Origin of the sequence: Rubricoccus marinus (assembly GCF_002257665.1) — a bacterium.
Taxonomy (GTDB): domain Bacteria; phylum Bacteroidota; class Rhodothermia; order Rhodothermales; family Rubricoccaceae; genus Rubricoccus; species Rubricoccus marinus.
In genome coordinates, this window is record NZ_MQWB01000001.1 from 1,110,317 (window position 1) to 1,126,561 (window position 16,245).

Consider the following 16,245-nt stretch of genomic DNA (forward strand, 5'->3'; position numbering starts at 1 on the left):
GAGGTTTCCGGGTCAACCCGCCAGAGGCGGACGGGTTGCCGCCCTGCGGCATCCGTTTCCGATGGAGAGGCCTCTGGCGCCAGAGGCAGACTTCGCCGGCCGTATCTTCGCGCTCCCCTCTACCGTGCGCTTCTCTCATGGAACTCCCCTCGATCCAGGGCCTCGGCTCTGATGTCGCGCTGCTCCCGTTGGAGAAAGAGCAGAAGGTCTCGACCGCGCAACGCCGGCTCCGGATCGGCGTGCCGAGCGAGGCGCCCAACCAGGAGCGCCGCGTCGCGCTGGCGCCGTACGCGGCGGGGATCCTCGTCGCCAGCGGCCATGAGATCCGCATCGAGAGCGGGGCGGGGGAGGCCGCGCACTTCTCGGACCGGGAGTACTCGGACGCGGGCGCTGAAGTCGTCGACGGAGCGGGGCAGATCTACGGCGAGTCCGACATGGTGGTCAAGGTGTTCCCGCCGCGCCCGGACGAGATCGCCATGATGAAGGAGCGCCAGGTGCTGGTGTCGGCCATGCACCTCGGCGCGATCTCGCCGGACATGCTGAAGCGGCTCATGGAGCTGCGCGTGACAGCCATCGGCTTCGAGTTCATCGCCGAGCGCGACGGCACGCTGCCCATCGTGCGGATGATGCATGAGATCTCGGGCTCGATGGCGGTGCAGACGGCCGCGCGCCTGTTGGAGAGCACCGCTGGCGGCCGAGGCCTGATGTTGGGCGGGATCTCGGGCGTGCCGCCCGCGACGGTCGTGATCCTGGGCGCCGGCGTCGTCGGCGAGTGGGCGGCGCGGACCGCGCTGGGCTTCGGCGCGCACGTGATCGTGCTGGACACGGACCTCTCGGCGCTCCGTTCCATCGAGCACAGCTTGGACCGCCGCGTGACGACGGCGATGGCCAACCCGCAGTACGTGCGTCAGGCCGTCCGCCGTGCCGACGTCGTCATCGGCGCGATGATGGGCCTCGGCACGCGCTCGCCGGTCCTCGTGACCGAGGAGACCGTGGCGAAGATGCGCGACGGGGCCGTGATCGTGGACGTGGTCATCGACCAGGGCGGATGCGTGGAGACCAGCCGGCCAACAACGGCCGACGAGCCGACGTTTGTCCAGCACGGCGTGATTCACCACTGCGTGCCCAACCTGCCGAGCGCCGTCGCGCGGACGGCCACCTACGCGCTCTCGAACGTGCTCACGCCGTACATGATGGAGATTGGCGACGCGCCGAGCATCAACGACGCGCTGTGGAACAGCCCCAGCCTCCAGATGGGCACGTACGTGTACCGCGGACACCTCTGCAAAAAGAGCCTCGCGACGATGTTCGGGATGTCCCACCGCGGCATCGAACTCCTCATCGCCAGCGGCATCTAGCAGCCTCATGCTTCGCGCCCTCGCATTCCTCGCCGTGTTGGCCTCTGGCGTAGTGTTCTCGCCAGAGGCGGCCGGGCAATCCCGTTTCAGCAAGCCTCTGGCGCTGCCGCAGGACCGCGTCTTGGAAAGCGCGACAGGGCGTTTCTCTGTCCACGTACCCGAGGGTTGGGAGGCCGGATTGCCGACCGGCGAAATGCTCCAGGGAGAGTTCTTGTTCAGCCACGTTGCGGACTCGACCTACTTCTCGCCAAGCTGGGTGCCCCACGAATGGGCGAGCGATGTACCGCCAGAGGCTCTCGCAGAAGTGATGCTCGACCAAATGGTGTTCGCGATGAGCGGCGAAGGAGACCCCGAGGCAGAGGACTGGTTCGATATCCAGCCTCGCCGTTCGCGCGAAGTTTCTGGATACCCGTTCACGTGGCAGTCGATCCGAGAGGTGTACCCGGAGGTGCCGGAGGCGGCGGGGCCGGTGATGCACTTCGGCGTTGTAGAAGCAACGGGTGGGATCGTGCTCATAATTGCCCTGACGCCTCCCAATGCGGATGTCGCTGGGTGGGAGGGTATGGTGAGCCATCTGCGCATCCTCCCCACGCCTCAGTAGCCCTGCCTCTGGCGCCATAGGCGAACCCAATTGTGATCCGAGCCGACATCGACCTGGGCGCCATCCGCCACAACGCGCGTACGCTCGCCCGCCTCGCGGCGCCAGCGGCGCTCCTCGGCGTGGTCAAAGCCGACGCGTACGGTCACGGGGCAGAGCAGGTCGCGAACGTGCTGGTCGAGGAAGGCGTGCAGCAACTCGCCGTCGCCACGGTCGGCGAGGCCGTCCAGTTGCGCGAGGCGGGCGTGACCGTGCCCATCCTCGTTTTCGCCGCGCCTCTGGCGGAATCGCTCGCGGCGTACGCCCGCCTGGAGCTGGGCGTCACCGTCTCGTCGCCAGAGGTTGCCGAGGCCGTTGTCGAAGCCGCGCGCGTGCACGGGCCCCTGGCGTGCCACGTGAAGGTGGACACGGGGATGCACCGGCTGGGCTTCTCGCCAGAGGCCGTGCCCGAGGCGCTGCGGTACCTGGCAGAGGCGCCTGGCGTGTCGGTGGACGCGCTATGGACGCACCTCGCCACGGCCGACGGCGACCTGGACTACGCCCGCGAGCAACTCCGCGCGTTCAGCGCGCTCGTGGATCGCCTCGGGCCTCTGGCGCCGCTGACGGTCCACGTCGCAAATGGGCCGGCGCTGATCCGGTTGACGCATGAGGTTGCCCGACCTAGTACGCTGATCCGAGCCGGTGGCGTGCTCTACGGGCTCTCCTCCAGCGGCGACCTCGCGCCAGAGGCCGACGCCGCTGGCCTGAAGCCCGCCATGCGGCTCTCGACCCGGGTCGTCCACCTCCAGACCGTCGAGGCGGGGGAAAGCGTGAGCTACGGCCGCGCCTGGGTCGCGCCAGAGGCCCGGCGCATCGCCACGCTCGCCGCGGGCTACGCCGACGGCGTGCCGCGCGCGCTCTCATCTTCCGGGCACGTCGGCATCGGCGGGCGGCTGTATCCCATCGCGGGCCGGGTATGCATGGACATGCTGATGGTGGACCTCGGCCCGCCCCAGGCGTCCGCCCCGGGAACGGAGCGCCCACACGGTTCGGGCGCGATCCGTGTCGGCGACGAGGCCGTCCTGTTCGGTCCAGGCGGCCCCGACATCCTCCGCCAGGCCGACGCCGCAGGCACCATCTCCTACGACCTCACTTGCGGGCTCGCGCCGCGCGTCGCCCGAACGTGGCGAGACGGAGCCCCTGGCGGCCCGTAGCGTCCTCGTAAGCCGATAAACGCCAGAGGCATCGCGACGAAATCAGCATTTGTGAAGATGCAGAACTGCGGACCGCCTTTGGCGTAGTAGGTTCACTCACCCTTTCCGCTAGCCCCCTCGCTGCATGGCCACCGCCACTCCCTCCGAGATCACGATTCTCGTCGTAGACGACGAAGAAGACGTCGCCGAGATCATCTCCCACTTTCTCCGCGAGGAGGGCTACAACGTCCTCGTCGCCCATGACGCCGACGAGGCGCTCGCAAAAGCGGGCCCCGACGTTGACTGCATGGTGCTCGACGTGATGCTCCCAGGCATGAGCGGCTTCGAGATCGCCAAGCGCGTCCGCGGACGCGTAGAAACGGAAACCATCCCGATCCTCTTCCTGACGGCCAAGACCGAGGAGAGCGATATGCTCGAAGGCCTCGCCGCCGGTGGCGACACCTACCTGACCAAGCCGGTCAGCCCGCAGGTCGTCCTCGCGAACATCCGCGCCGTGCTACGCCGGACCGGGACCGAGGAGAGCAAAACGCTTAGCGTTGCCGGGCTCACGATCTACGAAGACGAGTACCGCGCCACTCTCGGTGGCGACGACCTCGGCCTCACGCTAACCGAGTTCGAGCTTCTTCGCTACCTCGTCCGTCACCCTCGCAAGGCGTTCACGCGCCAGCAGCTTCTGGAGACCATCTGGAAGGACGCGATGATGGTGACCGAGCGCACGGTCGACGCGCACATCAAGAACCTCCGCGAGAAGCTGGGCGACTTCGCCAAGCACATCCAGACCGTCCGCGGCGTTGGATACCGGTTCGTGGAGGAAGCATCGGACGAAGCGTGAACCTGAGCGCGTGAGGGGGCCACAGGCCCTCTCATGCCTCTGGCGACACGCGGCTCCCTATGCCTCGTTTCAGGATTCCCTTTTTTCCCCGGCGGGCCTCGGTCCAGTCGTGGATGATGCTGACGTTCGGGCTCTTCGTGGGCGCCGCCGTCGTCGGCGTGGGGCTGTATTCGTATTTCGTGCTCCGCGGCCAGATTCGCGAAGCCGCCCAGGAAACGCTCCGCCAGCAAGCGGAGCGTTTCGCGGTCCAGTTCGAAGCGCAACCCGACCGCGCCTCCATGCTCCGCCTCGGTGAGCAGATCGCGGGCGTCACCGAACTCGACATCGACATCGCCACGCGCGACGCGCTTCTCGGCAGCTTCGGCGCGGACGCCGTGTCGCCAGAGGCGTTTTTCGAGCGCGAGGAGGTGCGGGACGCCCTGGCTTCTGGCGAGGTCGGCATCGGCGAGCGAGACGTGGACGGACAAGAGAAGTTGTTCGTCGCTGTCTTCCGTCCGGCCACAGGCATGCTCATCCGGCTCGGCGAGCCCGCGCCGCCGCTGTACCGAGCGGTGCAGAAGGTGCAGGCCGTTCTCGCGATCGGGATGGCCCTGGCGCTGTTGCTAGCCCTCATCGGCGCGTGGATCGCGAGCCGGCAGGTGGTGGGGCCGCTCCGCGCGATCACCGGCAGCGCCGAGCGCATCGCCGAGGGCGATCTGGAGCGCTCCATCCACGTCCGTACGCGGACCAAAGAGTTCACCGCGCTCACGCGGAGCCTGAACCGGATGGCGTCACAGTTCCGGCAGGACATCGGGGAGTTGAAGCAGGCGCAGCGCGTCCAGAGCGAGTTCATCGGCAACGTCTCGCACGAGGTCAAAAACCCGATTTTCGCGGTCTTCGGATACCTCGAAGCCCTCGCCAGCGATACGCTCCCCGCCGAGCAGCGCAAGCGGTACGCTCAAAAGGGACTCGCGAACCTGCACCGGCTCAACAACCTGTTCTCGGACCTGATCGAGATCGCGAAACTGGAGTACCGCGAGGACATGGTGCGCCCGGAGACCTTCGACCTGCAGGAACTGATCGAGGAGATTGGCGAGATGCTGGAGCCGAAGGCGGTCGACAAGGGCCTCGAACTCAGCTTCGAGAACCCGTCCGTGATGGTCTACGCCGACCGGAACCGGATCCGACAGGTGCTCACCAACCTGATCGACAACGCGATCTCGTACACGGACGAGGGCTCCGTCCGGTGCCGGATGCGCCGCCACCTCAACCAGGCGCGTGTGGAAGTGGTAGACACCGGGCGCGGGATCGGCGCCGAGCACCTCGACCGCATTTTCGAGCGGTTCTACCGCGTGGACACGGCCCGCTCTCGGAAAATGGGCGGCACCGGTCTGGGGCTCGCCATCACCAAGCAGATCCTCGAAGCGCACGGCACGACCCCGCACGTGGAGAGCACAAAGGGCCGCGGCACGCGCTTCTGGTTCGAGCTGCCATTGGAGGGTTCGGACGAAGCCGACTCGCTTGTGCCTGAGGCTGAATTCGCCGGCGTCTGATGAGACTGACCGACATGGAGATCGGCGAGACCTACGTCGCCACCCGCTCTTTCCACGACGACAACGGCACGCTCGTGCTCGTCGGCGACCACTTCACGCTGGAGAAGATCGCGCCCTCTGGCGGGACCTTCGCGATGGCGTTCGAGGAGGAAACGCTGTACCTCGACGAGGAGCGGCAGTCCGAGATCGTAGAGCACGTCGACCGGTTCTTGCGCCTGGCGTAGCCCGGAGCCGTACGCGCGAACGCAAGGGGCCTCTGGCGTGCCCAACGGCGACGCCCGTAGTGCCAGGATCGCGAGAGAAGGCGCGGAGTCCGCGACGTTGCGCGATGCGCCCAGCCGCGCCAGAGGCCTCTGGCGACGGGCGCTCTCCGTTCGAACGCTTCGCGGCGGCCGCGTGAGGACGCGGCCAAACCTCTGTAGCGCGAAACGGCCACCCAGGCGGCGCGTAGCTTTCACTCCTGCCTGAAAATCCAATACTCCTGTGACGGACATGGTTGTCGTGATGAACCCCGGGGCGCCAGAGGCCCAGATCGAAGCCGTGGTGGCGCGCCTGGACGGCTACGGCTTTGGCGTCCACCGCTCGACCGGGGCGGAGCACACCGTTCTCGGCGCCATCGGCGCCCGGCCGGACTTCGACGTCCGCCACATCAAGGTGTTGGACGGCGTCAAGGACGTGTTCCGCATCTCCAGCCCGTACAAGCTGGCCTCTCGCGACTGGCACCCGGAGCGCAGCACGGTTGACGTGGACGGCGTCATCGTGGGCGGCGACGAGGTGATCGTCATGGCCGGGCCCTGCTCGGTCGAGAGCGAGGAGCAGATCGAGGCCTCGGCGGCGTCGGTCGCGCGCGCCGGTGCGAGGATCCTCCGCGGGGGCGCGTACAAGCCGCGCTCGTCGCCCTACGCGTTCCAGGGCCTCGGTGTGGAAGGCCTTCGGATCATGCGCGAGGCGGCAGACCGTCACGGCCTCAAGGTCGTAACCGAGGTGATGCGGCCGAAGCAGATCGATTCCGTCGCGAAGTACGCCCACATCTTCCAGATCGGCGCGCGCAACATGCAAAACTTCCCGTTGCTGCAGGAGGTGGGCAAGACTGGGATGCCCGTCCTGCTCAAGCGCGGCATGTCCGCTACCATCGAGGAGTGGTTGCAGAGTGCGGAGTACATCCTCGCGGAGGACAACCCGAACGTGATCCTGTGCGAGCGCGGCATCCGCACCTACGAAACCGCGACGCGTAACACGCTCGATCTCTCGGCGATCCCCGTCGTGAAGAAGAAGAGCCACCTGCCTATCATCGCGGACCCGAGCCACGGCGTCGGCCTGCGCGACAAGGTGATGCCGATGGCCCGTGCGAGCGTGGCCGCTGGCGCCGACGGTCTGATGATCGAGACGCACCCGAACCCGCCAGAGGCGCTCTCCGACGGCCCGCAGTCGCTCTACTTCGACCAGTTCGACGACCTGATGGACCAGGTGCGCCGCGTGGCGCTCGCCATCGACCGGACGATCGCGCCCGCGGATTTGGTCGCGGCGTAGCCACCCTGACCTGCTGGACCGCGCCAGAGGCTCTCAATGGGCCTCTGGCGCGTTGGTGTCACGCCAGCAGCCTGCTCAGCAAGGGCTCCACGAGGCTCTGCCCGCGCAGCCTCTGGCGCCATCGGCTCGGGATCGCGTCTACGCCGTCGCGGAGCCCGGCGAGACCGCCTGCCACGCACGCCGTGGTGTCGGTGTCGTGCCCCATCGCGACCGCCGCCTTAACGACGGACTCGTACGAACCTCTGGCGAGGCAGGCCCGCGCCGAGTGCAGGGTGTCCACGACGTAGCCGGAGCCCGAGGGCGAGTCGAACGCCAGGACGATGTCCAACTCCCGGGCCTCTGGCGAGCCCGGAGCGTAGATCTCGTGCAAGGACGCGACCGCGGCGTTCCAGCCATCGCCAGGGGCTTCGCGGAGGATGTGCCGCGCCCACAGGCAGTACAGCGCGCAGCAGACCCACGCGCGCGGATGGCCGTGCGTCGGAAGCGATTGCGCCGCCGCGTCCGCCACCAAGTCGGCGTCCGTGCCGGTGTGCCACAGCGCCAGAGGCAGCACGCGCATAAGGGAGCCGTTGCCATTGTCGAACTCGCCCGATGCCCCGGCCTCTGGCGCAGGGATGCCGCTTCGGATGCTTTCCAGAGCCGCGCGGGTCTGAACGCCGCAGTCGAATACGTCGTCGTCCACGGCCATGTAGCCGGACGAGAGCCACGCGACGAAGCGCCGCCCGAGGTCGTCTACGTCGAGCCGACCGCGTTCCTGAAGCGACGCCAGTAGCGCGAGCGCTTGCGCGCCGTCGTCGCTCCACGTGCCAGGCGGCGTGTCTCTGTGCGCGCGGGGAAAGCCGGCGGGCGGGTCGAACTCGATCTGCGCCAGAGGCGGCATGGCTTCTGGCGGCGTGAACTCGTACGGCACGCCGAGGGCGTCGCCGATGAGCAGGCCCCACAGGGCGCCTTCGATGCGGTCGGAGCGAGAGGGCATTCCGATAGGAGAGAGCAGAGGGACGAACCTACTCGCGCCCCGCCAGAGGCCTCTGGCGTCCGAATCGGTATCATCCGGTTCATATATGCGGTTGGCCTTCTCGGATTCGCCGCGCATTCCTCCATGCGGGAGTGCTACGCCGCCGATCCACAGCTTTCTTAGCGCGACTCAACCTCAGAACTCTATGTGCGGAATCGTCGGATACATTGGACCGCGTCAGGCGGGTGAGCTTCTCGTCTCTGGCCTCAAACGGCTCGAATACCGCGGGTACGACTCCGCGGGCGTCGCCGTCGCGAACGGGACGCTGGACGTGAGGAAAAAGGAAGGCAAGGTGGACGAACTCGCGTCGCTGCTCAAGGCGCGCCCCGTGCACGGGACGGTCGGCATGGGGCACACGCGCTGGGCCACGCACGGCGCTCCGACCGATGTCAACGCGCACCCGCACATCGCCGGCGGCGGACGCTTTGCGATCATCCACAACGGCATCATCGAGAACTACGGCTCCATCAAGCGGCGGCTGATGGACAAGGGGTACACGTTCTTGAGCGAGACTGATACGGAGGTCCTCGCTCACTTTATCGACGACATCCAGAAGGAGACCGGCCTGGACTTCGCGGAGTCCATCCGACAGGCGCTGACGCAGGTGGAGGGTGCCTACGGCATCGTAGCGCTCTCGGAGGACAACCCCGACGAGCTGATCGTGGCGCGCAACGGCAGCCCGCTGCTGCTCGGCGTCGGCGAGGGCGAGCACTTTATCGGCAGCGACGCGAGCCCGTTTATCGAATACACCCGCAATGTGGTGTACCTCAACGACGGCGAGATGGCGGTCGTCCGCGCGGACGGATACGAGGTGACCGAGATCAACGGCGCGCCCGTTGCCAAAGAGGTTCACGCGCTAGAGTGGGACCTGGAGGAGATCGAGAAGGGCGGCTACGATCACTTCATGTACAAGGAGATCATGGAGCAGCCCGAGGCGCTGGCCAACGCGATGCGCGGCCGCGTCCACGCCGACGAAGGCACGGTCAAACTCGGCGGGCTGGAGGACGTGATGAAGCAGTTGGAGGCGGCGGATCGCATCGTGATCTGCGCGTGCGGCACGTCGTGGCACGCGGGCTTGGTGGGGGAGTACCTCATCGAGCGCTTTGCGCGCATCCCCGTGGAGGTGGAGTACGCGAGCGAGTTCCGCTACCGCGACCCGATCCTGAACGAGAACGACGTCGTGCTCGTGATCTCTCAGAGTGGCGAGACTGCCGACACGCTCGCGGCAGTTCGTCAGGCCAAGGAGGCCGGCGTCCTCGCTCTCGGCGTGGTCAACGCCGTCGGTTCCACGATTGCCCGTGAGACCGATGCGGGCGTTTACCTGCACGCGGGTCCCGAGATCGGCGTGGCTTCTACCAAGGCGTTTACCGCCCAGGTGACCGTCCTCGCCCAGATCGCGCTCCTGCTCGGCAAGACGCGCGGCGTGCTCTCGGATGCCGACCTCAAGGAAAACCTGGAGGCACTCGCAAAAATCCCGACGCAGATCCGCGAGGTGCTCGAGCAGCAGGCGGAGAAGATCGAGGCCATCGCGCGCGAGATGCGGCTGGCGCAGAACGCGCTGTACCTCGGCCGCGGCGTCAACTTCCCGGTCGCACTCGAAGGCGCGCTCAAGCTCAAGGAGATCTCCTACATCCACGCCGAGGGCTACCCCGCGGCGGAGATGAAGCACGGTCCCATCGCGCTGATCGACCGCTTTATGCCGGTCCTGTTCGTGGCCACGCGAGAGGCGACCTACGACAAGGTCGTGTCGAACATCGAGGAGGTCGTCGCCAGAGGCGGGTCGGTCATCGCGATCACCGATACGGGAAACCGTGGCTTGGACGACCTCGCCGAGCACGTGATCGAGGTGCCGAAGACGTCCGATGCGTTCGAGCCGCTGCTAACGGTGATCCCGTTCCAGCTCCTGAGCTACCACGTGGCCGTCATGCGCGGCTGCGACGTAGACATGCCCCGCAACCTTGCGAAAAGCGTGACGGTGGAGTAACCCGCCGCTCAGTTCCTCGCCACGGGGCCTCTGGCGAATCGACCCGCCAGAGGCCCCGTCGTTTTGCCCGGTCTGCCAGAGCCTTGGGGGGCGAACCTCTGGCGCCAGAGGCCAGCAACGGCCGAGTTTTGCCCCGGATGTCACACGACTGTTCTCCTATGCGTTTCCTCGCCCTTTGTGCTCTGCTCCCGCTCCTGCTGATCGGCTGTGACTCGTCCGGTCCTGAGAGCGGGATCGGGGACCTCACCCTCACGCTCAACCCGACTGGCGTTCCCTACAACAGCCTCCTCCTCCAGACTGAGGAGGAGTACGGAACGAACTGCGGCCTGGACGTCGACATCAATGGCGATTCGGAGTCCATCCAGATCGAGGTGTTGGGGCCGGCGCTAGCTGATAACCGGTGCGCGGCGGTGGTCAGCCCGTACACCATCATCATTCCTCTTCCCAGCTCCGGGTTGGAGGGCTACAGGTTGGATATCGAGAAGGACGGCGACGTGGATTCGTACCTCGTGAGCCGCCTCGGCGATGAGGAACCGCTTGTGCTGACCGGCTCAGGCAGCTTCTCACGCGTGCTTCCCAACGAGTAGCGCGAGAGGTCTCCACGTGCGTTGAGCCTCTGGCGGGATCGGTCTCGCCAGAGGCTTTCTCTTGGTCCCTGGCGCCGGAGGCCGCGTTAGGTTCAGCGTGTGCTTTCCCCAACGTCTTGTGCGCGCGTTTGTCCTGATCTGTTCTGTCCTGTGCCTTGCGGGGTGCGTCTCTCTAGGCCCGATGGAACCTGACGATCTCCTGGGCGAGCTCCGCGATGCCGAACAGGCATGGCTGGATGCGTCGGCGCGTCACGACCGGAGGGCGATGGCCGTAATCTTAGGAGATGGGTTTACGGCGACGCTCCCGGACGGGTCTGTACTCACGCGCGAGGGGATGATCGCGGGGCTGAACCGCCTCCCACTCCGTGAGGTGAAGACCCCCGTTCCATTCACGCAGAAACGGTCCATCCGCATGTTCGACAGCATGGCCATCCTACATGGGATCTACGTCGTGCCCGGAGGCGAGGGGCGGCCGGAGCGACGCTCCCGATACACAGACACCTGGGTGCGGAGTCGGAACCGCTGTCGCATCGTCGCCTCGCACCGCTCGAACGCGACAGGCTAGGCGCCAGAGGCTTACTGCAGCCTCTGGCATACGCTCTCGGCGTGACCCGTGAGTCCTTCGGCGTCGGCTAGGGCGGCGGCGGCCGGGCCGATGATGCCGAGGCCGGAAGGCGTCACGCGCTGCCACGTGAGCACGCGGAGGAAGTCACCGACCGAGAGGCCGCCCTTGACCGCGGCGTAGCCGCCAGTCGGGAGCGTGTGGTTGGGGCCCGATACGTAGTCGCCCAGCGCGACGGCGCTCTCGGCGCCGAGGAACAGTGATCCATAGCTGGTAAACGCCTCTGGCGTGAGCGTGTCGCTGTGGACGTGCAAGTGCTCGGGCCCCATCCGGTCGGAGAACGCGATGGCATCCGCTTCATCCTCGGCCAGCACGAGTTGGATGCCGCCTCTGGCGACCGCGCCAGAGGCCTCGGGAAGACCCGCGAGCCGCTGGCGGACGCGGTCCAGAAGCTCCTCGCTCCACGAGACGAGGACGCTGAACGCCAGAGGATCGTGCTCGGCCTGGGCGATGAGATCCCAGGCGAGCCACGTCGGATCGGCCTCGGGGCCCGCGATGACGAGGACCTCGCTCGGGCCGGCGACAGTGTCGATGCCGACGACACCCTGCACGAGCGTTTTGGCGGCGGCCACCCAGGCGTTGCCAGGGCCGACGATCATGTCCACTTTGGGCGCCCACCCAGAGCCATAGGCGAGGGCGCCGACGGCCTGCGCGCCGCCCATGCGGACAAACCGGGTCGCGCCGGCCAGGCTGCACGCGGCGAGGATTGCCGGGTCGTCGCTGGGGGAGACCGCGACGCGGGTCTCGACGCCTGCGACGCGCGCCGGGACGAGCGTCATGAGCGCTGTGGACACGAGCGGGTGGCGCCCGCCCGGGATGTACGCGCCGACGCTCGCGACGGGCTGGATGCGCTGGCCGTACGTCCCGGTCTCGTCCGTGAACTCGCGGTTCTGGTAGGTCTCACGCTGCATCTCCGCAAACCGCGTGATGCGGTCGTGCGCGAGGCGGATGGCGCCAGAGGCCTCGGGCGGGAGGTCGTAGCTCTCGAACGGCTGGAGGTCGATGGCCTCTGGCGCGGCGCCGTCGAACCGCTGGCTGTATTCCGTTATTGCAATGTCCCCCTCGACCTTCACGCGGTCGAGGATGGCGCGCGCGTCGTCCATCGCGCCAGAGGCCTCGTCGGTGGAGGGGCGCCGCCACTCGGCGGCGGGGATGGTCTGGGGTTCCTGGTGCGCATCGCGGGCCTGACGGCTCCGGTTTCCGGGTTCCGGGTTCATCGTGTCGGGGATGTTGGGGTCGTCAATCGCCAGAGGCGGTCGGCAAGGGGGAGGCCTCTGGGGCCAGAGGCGAGCGGCGGAGGAGCGAGAGAGCACCCTCACGCATTACGCAGTACGCATCATCCGCCGTGTCGGGCGCCGAGTTCGGATTCGATGTCCGCGAGCGTGAGGCCTTCAGCGCGAGCGTGGGTGAGGAGGTGGTAGATCACGTCCGCGACCTCCCAGCGGAGGTTGTCCTTGTCGGGCGCGGTGAGCACTTCTTCGATCTCCTCGCGGAGCTTCTCGGCGCGGAGATCGGCGCTGGCGAACAGCTTGGCGGTGTATGAGCCCTCGGGTGGACTCTCCATCCGGTCGGCGAGGACGCGGTCGAGCGTGGCGAGCGTGAACGGGCCGGTCTGCGAGGGGAAGCAGGAGCGCCGCGGCAGGTGGCAGGCGTGGCCGGTCTGCTCCACCTGGAACAGCAGTGTGTCGCCATCGCAGTCGAGGTCGACGCGGACGAGCCTCTGGCGGTGGCCGCTGGTCAGCCCTTTTTCCCAGAGCTCGGCGCGGCTGCGACTCCAGTAGGTGCCGACGCGGTTCGCGAGCGCGTCGCGCAGGCTCTGCTCGTTGGAGTACGCGACCATCAGCACCTCGCCAGAGGCCGCGTCTTGTGCGACGGTCGGGACGAGGCCGTCGCCCTTGGCGAAGTCGACCTGCGCCACGAAGGCGTCGTCCAAGTCCAGCGCGCCGGTGTAGACGGCCATGCCGATCTGCGCGTCGGCGCCGAGCCGGTGCAGCCGCGCGACGTCCTCTGGCGTCGTGATCCCGCCCGCGACGGTCACGGGCACCGGCGAGGCCTTGACCACGCCCTCGACGCGGTCCCAGTCCACGCCCTGCATCATGCCCTCCTTCTCGACCTGCGTGTACAGGAACGCGCCGCAGCGCTCCGCCAGAGGCGCGATAAGGTCCGCGACCTGCTGCCCCGAGCCTTCCTGCCAGCCGTGCGTGGTCCACTCGTCGCCTCTGGCGTCGAGCGCGACGACGACCTGGGCTTTGGGCAACTTGGTGACCCAGTCCTCGCGGGCCGCAGTCCCGAGGATGACGCGAGAGGCGCCGTCTTTGAGCCAGTTGCGCGCCGTCACCAGATCGCGAATCCCGCCGCCAACGCGGATGGGCACGCCGGTCGCCAAGAGCTCGCGGATGAGGTCGGCGTTGGAGCCCGCGCCCGTCGCCGCGTCGAGGTCGATCACGGCGACCTCGCCGTAGAGCGAGAAGCGCTCCAGAAGCTCGAACACGTCGGAACGGGCGAGAACCGGGTCGCGCCCCTGGCGCCACTGCACGGCCTGGCCGTCGGAGAGGTCGATGGAGGGGATGATCATGAGGAGGGGGCCAGTGGGGAGTGGCCAGTGGCGGGAAACGACAGGACGGGTGGTGGAGAACGGCGGAGCAACTCAGTTCAAGAAGGGTTGCCTCTGGCGCCAGAGGCCACGTGATTGCGGCTACTGGCTACTGGCTACTGGCTACTGGCTACTGGCTACTGGCTACTGGCCCCAGCCTTACCGGGATGCCGCGCTCGGCGAGCCAGCGCTTGCTGTCGCCGACGTGGTACTCGCCGGAGTGGAACATGGTGGCCGCGAGCACAGCGTCGGCACCGGCTTCAAAAGCGTCGAGGAAGTGCTGGGGCGTGGAGGCCCCGCCAGAGGCGATGACCTGGCAACTCAGCTCGCGCGCGAGGCTGCCGGTGAAGGCGGTGTCGAAGCCCTCGCCGGTTCCGTCGCGGTGGATGGCCGTGAGGAGGATCTCGCCCGCGCCTCTGGCGGCGAGCTCGCGCGCCCAGGCGCGCCCCTCTTTGCCGGTCTTCTCGCGCCCGCCGTGGGTGTAGACGCCATAGCGAAGGGGCTGTGAGCCGTCAGAAGCCTCTGGCGAATCCTGTACCCCGTACCGCGTACCCGGTACCTCTGGCGCCAGAGGCGCATCGGGCTTGATGTCGACGGCCACGACGACGCACTGGCTGCCGAACTGCCGGGCGCAGTCGTCCACCAGGCCGGGCTCTTCCACGGCGCGCGTGTTGAGCGCGATTTTGTCCGCGCCCGCGTCGAGAAAGGCGTAGACATCGTCCAGCGTGCGGAGGCCGCCGCCGAGCGTGAACGGGATGGAGAGGGCCGCGGCCGTCCGGCGCACCATGTCGAGCGCGGTCGGCCGGTACTCGGCGCTGGCCGCGATGTCGAGGAACACGATCTCGTCGGCGCCCTCGGCCTCGTAGCGCGAGGCGAGCTCGACCGGGTCGCCCATGTCGCGCAGGCCGACAAAGTTGACGCCTTTGACCACGCGCCCGGCCTTGACGTCGAGGCACGGGATGATCCGGCGGCGGAGGGTATCAGTGGAGTCGATCATCGGCCTCTGGCGGGAAAGAGAGTCAATCCAGGGGGTGTCATCGCGAGCGGCGCGTGGCGATCTCGCGACGCCGAGCGCAAACCCGGCAGATCGCCGCGCTGCGCTCGCGATGACACCGGTCGGGGGAGAGGAGCGGTCATCGCGCCAGAAGCTGTCCGAGCACGGCCTGTCCCCAGGTGCCGCTTTTCTCAGGGTGGAACTGAACCGCGACCGTGTTGCCCTTGCGGACCGCGCTCACGAACGTCTCGCCGTACGTCGTCGTCGCGATGGCGGCGTCGCTCTCGCGCGCGGCGTAGGAGTTGACGAAGTAGGCGTCGCCCGAGGCGAGGTCGCGCTCGCCAGAGGCCTCTGGCGTCCACGCGACGGGCGCCCAGCCGACCATCGGGGACTTGGGGAAGGCCAGCTTCTCGACGTGGCCGGGCAGAATGCCGAGGCCTCTGGCGCCGGGGTCCTCGTCCGAGGTCTCGAACAGGATCTGCTGGCCCACGCAGATACCGAGCAACGGTCGGTCCTCGGCGTGCCATTCGAGAAGTGGCTCGCGCCATCCTCTGGCGTCGAGGGTCTCCATGACCGCCGCAAAGCGGCCTTGGCCGGGCACGAGAAGCGTGTGGATGCCTTCCAGACGTGGCGCCTCCAGCGTCACGTGGTCCACCCCGAGGCGGTTCAGCGCGGCGCGGACGCTTGTGAGGTTGCCCGCGCGCGTGTCGACGATGCCGATCATAGCGAGCCCTTCGTGCTGGTAGCCTGGTCGGTGATCGCGAGGGCTTCGCGGAGCGCCCGCGCGAGGGCCTTGAACGAGGCCTCCACAACGTGGTGCGAGTTGCGTCCCCGCTCGCGCTTGATGTGCAACGTGATCGCGCCAGAGGTGGCGAGGCTCTCGAAAAAGTGGTCCCACATCTCCGCCGCAATGCCTCCCACGGCGTCGCGTTTGAGCTTCAGGCTCACGTCGCAGAACGGGCGCCCCGAGAGGTCGACAGCGGCGAGCACGAGCGCGTCGTCCATCGGCAGCCACCGCTGGCCGTAGCGCGCGAACCGGTCGGACCGATCGCGCCACGCCTCTTGCAGCACGCCCCCCAGCGTGATCGCCACGTCCTCGACCGTGTGGTGCTCGTCCACGTGCAGGTCGCCTGTGGCCTTGACCGTCAGGTCCCAGCCCGCGTGGAAGGCGAGCTGGTCCAGCATGTGGTCCAGAAACGGAAGGCCCGTGTCGTTGTTGGCCTCTTGCGAGCCGTCGATGCGGAGGGAGACGGAGACGGTGGTCTCCTTGGTCGTGCGGGTGGTCTCGAACATGGGGCCAGTGGGGAGGGGAAGTGGCCAGCGGGGGTGCCTCTGGCGCCAGAGGCGGAGCGGGGCGGCGGCTACGCCAGACGGAGGGCAGTTACGCCGTGATGGCGGGCGGGGGAG

16 protein-coding genes are annotated in these 16,245 nt (G+C 67.8%); 10 read left to right on the forward strand and 6 right to left on the reverse strand.

The genetic code is table 11. The features are described from left to right. Positions 1-137 precede the first annotated feature (137 nt). From BSZ36_RS04490 to aroF, 7 genes are all read left to right on the forward strand, one after another. Positions 138-1,358: an alanine dehydrogenase gene (locus tag BSZ36_RS04490; RefSeq protein ID WP_094546420.1), complete on the forward strand. Its 1,221-nt coding sequence runs from the start codon at positions 138-140 to the stop codon at positions 1,356-1,358. Positions 1,359-1,365: 7 nt separating this feature from the next. Further along, positions 1,366-1,959 carry a hypothetical protein gene (locus BSZ36_RS04495; protein ID WP_094546422.1) on the forward strand — a complete coding sequence of 198 codons (594 nt, stop codon included), beginning with the start codon at positions 1,366-1,368 and terminating at the stop codon, positions 1,957-1,959. A 32-nt stretch (positions 1,960-1,991) separates the two neighbouring features. After that, on the forward strand, positions 1,992-3,149 hold the full coding sequence (gene alr, locus BSZ36_RS04500; protein WP_179271020.1) for an alanine racemase: 1,158 nt from the start codon (positions 1,992-1,994) through the stop codon (positions 3,147-3,149). 124 nt (positions 3,150-3,273) lie between these two features. Beyond that, positions 3,274-3,981, forward strand: a complete 708-nt coding sequence (locus tag BSZ36_RS04505; protein ID WP_094546426.1) for a response regulator transcription factor — start codon at positions 3,274-3,276, stop codon at positions 3,979-3,981. 59 nt (positions 3,982-4,040) lie between these two features. Next, a complete protein-coding gene (locus BSZ36_RS04510) occupies positions 4,041-5,513 on the forward strand; it encodes a sensor histidine kinase (protein ID WP_218827554.1) in 1,473 nt (490 codons plus the stop codon). After that, the gene (locus tag BSZ36_RS04515; RefSeq protein ID WP_094546430.1) at positions 5,513-5,737 is read left to right on the forward strand and encodes a hypothetical protein; all 225 of its coding nucleotides are present in this window, start codon (positions 5,513-5,515) and stop codon (positions 5,735-5,737) included. Before BSZ36_RS04510 ends, BSZ36_RS04515 begins: the two co-directional genes overlap by 1 nt. A gap of 268 nt (positions 5,738-6,005) precedes the next feature. Beyond that, entirely contained in the window at positions 6,006-7,043 is a 1,038-nt protein-coding gene (gene aroF, locus BSZ36_RS04520) for a 3-deoxy-7-phosphoheptulonate synthase (protein ID WP_094551163.1), read from the forward strand. A gap of 58 nt (positions 7,044-7,101) precedes the next feature. On the opposite strand, the gene BSZ36_RS04525 is transcribed toward aroF, so the two are convergent. Beyond that, entirely contained in the window at positions 7,102-8,019 is a 918-nt protein-coding gene (locus BSZ36_RS04525; RefSeq protein ID WP_094546432.1) for an ADP-ribosylglycohydrolase family protein, read from the reverse strand. Positions 8,020-8,203: 184 nt separating this feature from the next. On the opposite strand from BSZ36_RS04525, the gene glmS reads away from it, so the two are divergent. From glmS to BSZ36_RS04540, 3 genes are all read left to right on the forward strand, one after another. Further along, on the forward strand, positions 8,204-10,042 hold the full coding sequence (gene glmS / locus BSZ36_RS04530) for a glutamine--fructose-6-phosphate transaminase (isomerizing) (RefSeq protein WP_094546434.1): 1,839 nt from the start codon (positions 8,204-8,206) through the stop codon (positions 10,040-10,042). A gap of 158 nt (positions 10,043-10,200) precedes the next feature. Then, positions 10,201-10,629 carry a hypothetical protein gene (locus BSZ36_RS04535; protein WP_094546436.1) on the forward strand — a complete coding sequence of 143 codons (429 nt, stop codon included), beginning with the start codon at positions 10,201-10,203 and terminating at the stop codon, positions 10,627-10,629. A 181-nt stretch (positions 10,630-10,810) separates the two neighbouring features. Then, positions 10,811-11,194, forward strand: coding sequence for a nuclear transport factor 2 family protein (locus tag BSZ36_RS04540; RefSeq protein ID WP_143536750.1), 384 nt, complete (start codon positions 10,811-10,813; stop codon positions 11,192-11,194). An 11-nt stretch (positions 11,195-11,205) separates the two neighbouring features. Here BSZ36_RS04540 and hisD read toward each other — a convergent pair whose 3' ends face one another. From hisD to hisB, 5 genes are all read right to left on the reverse strand, one after another. Then, positions 11,206-12,564, reverse strand: coding sequence for a histidinol dehydrogenase (gene hisD / locus BSZ36_RS04545; protein ID WP_143536751.1), 1,359 nt, complete (start codon positions 12,562-12,564; stop codon positions 11,206-11,208). Positions 12,565-12,587: 23 nt separating this feature from the next. Beyond that, positions 12,588-13,826 carry a bifunctional phosphoribosyl-AMP cyclohydrolase/phosphoribosyl-ATP diphosphatase HisIE gene (hisIE, locus tag BSZ36_RS04550; RefSeq protein WP_094546442.1) on the reverse strand — a complete coding sequence of 413 codons (1,239 nt, stop codon included), beginning with the start codon at positions 13,824-13,826 and terminating at the stop codon, positions 12,588-12,590. Between the two features lie 148 nt (positions 13,827-13,974). Then, the gene (gene hisF, locus BSZ36_RS04555; protein WP_094546444.1) at positions 13,975-14,841 is read right to left on the reverse strand and encodes an imidazole glycerol phosphate synthase subunit HisF; all 867 of its coding nucleotides are present in this window, start codon (positions 14,839-14,841) and stop codon (positions 13,975-13,977) included. A 136-nt stretch (positions 14,842-14,977) separates the two neighbouring features. After that, on the reverse strand, positions 14,978-15,562 hold the full coding sequence (hisH, locus tag BSZ36_RS04560; RefSeq protein WP_094546446.1) for an imidazole glycerol phosphate synthase subunit HisH: 585 nt from the start codon (positions 15,560-15,562) through the stop codon (positions 14,978-14,980). Then, positions 15,559-16,131, reverse strand: coding sequence for an imidazoleglycerol-phosphate dehydratase HisB (hisB, locus tag BSZ36_RS04565; protein WP_094546448.1), 573 nt, complete (start codon positions 16,129-16,131; stop codon positions 15,559-15,561). The genes hisH and hisB overlap by 4 nt, the downstream gene beginning before the upstream one ends. Positions 16,132-16,245 lie beyond the last annotated feature (114 nt).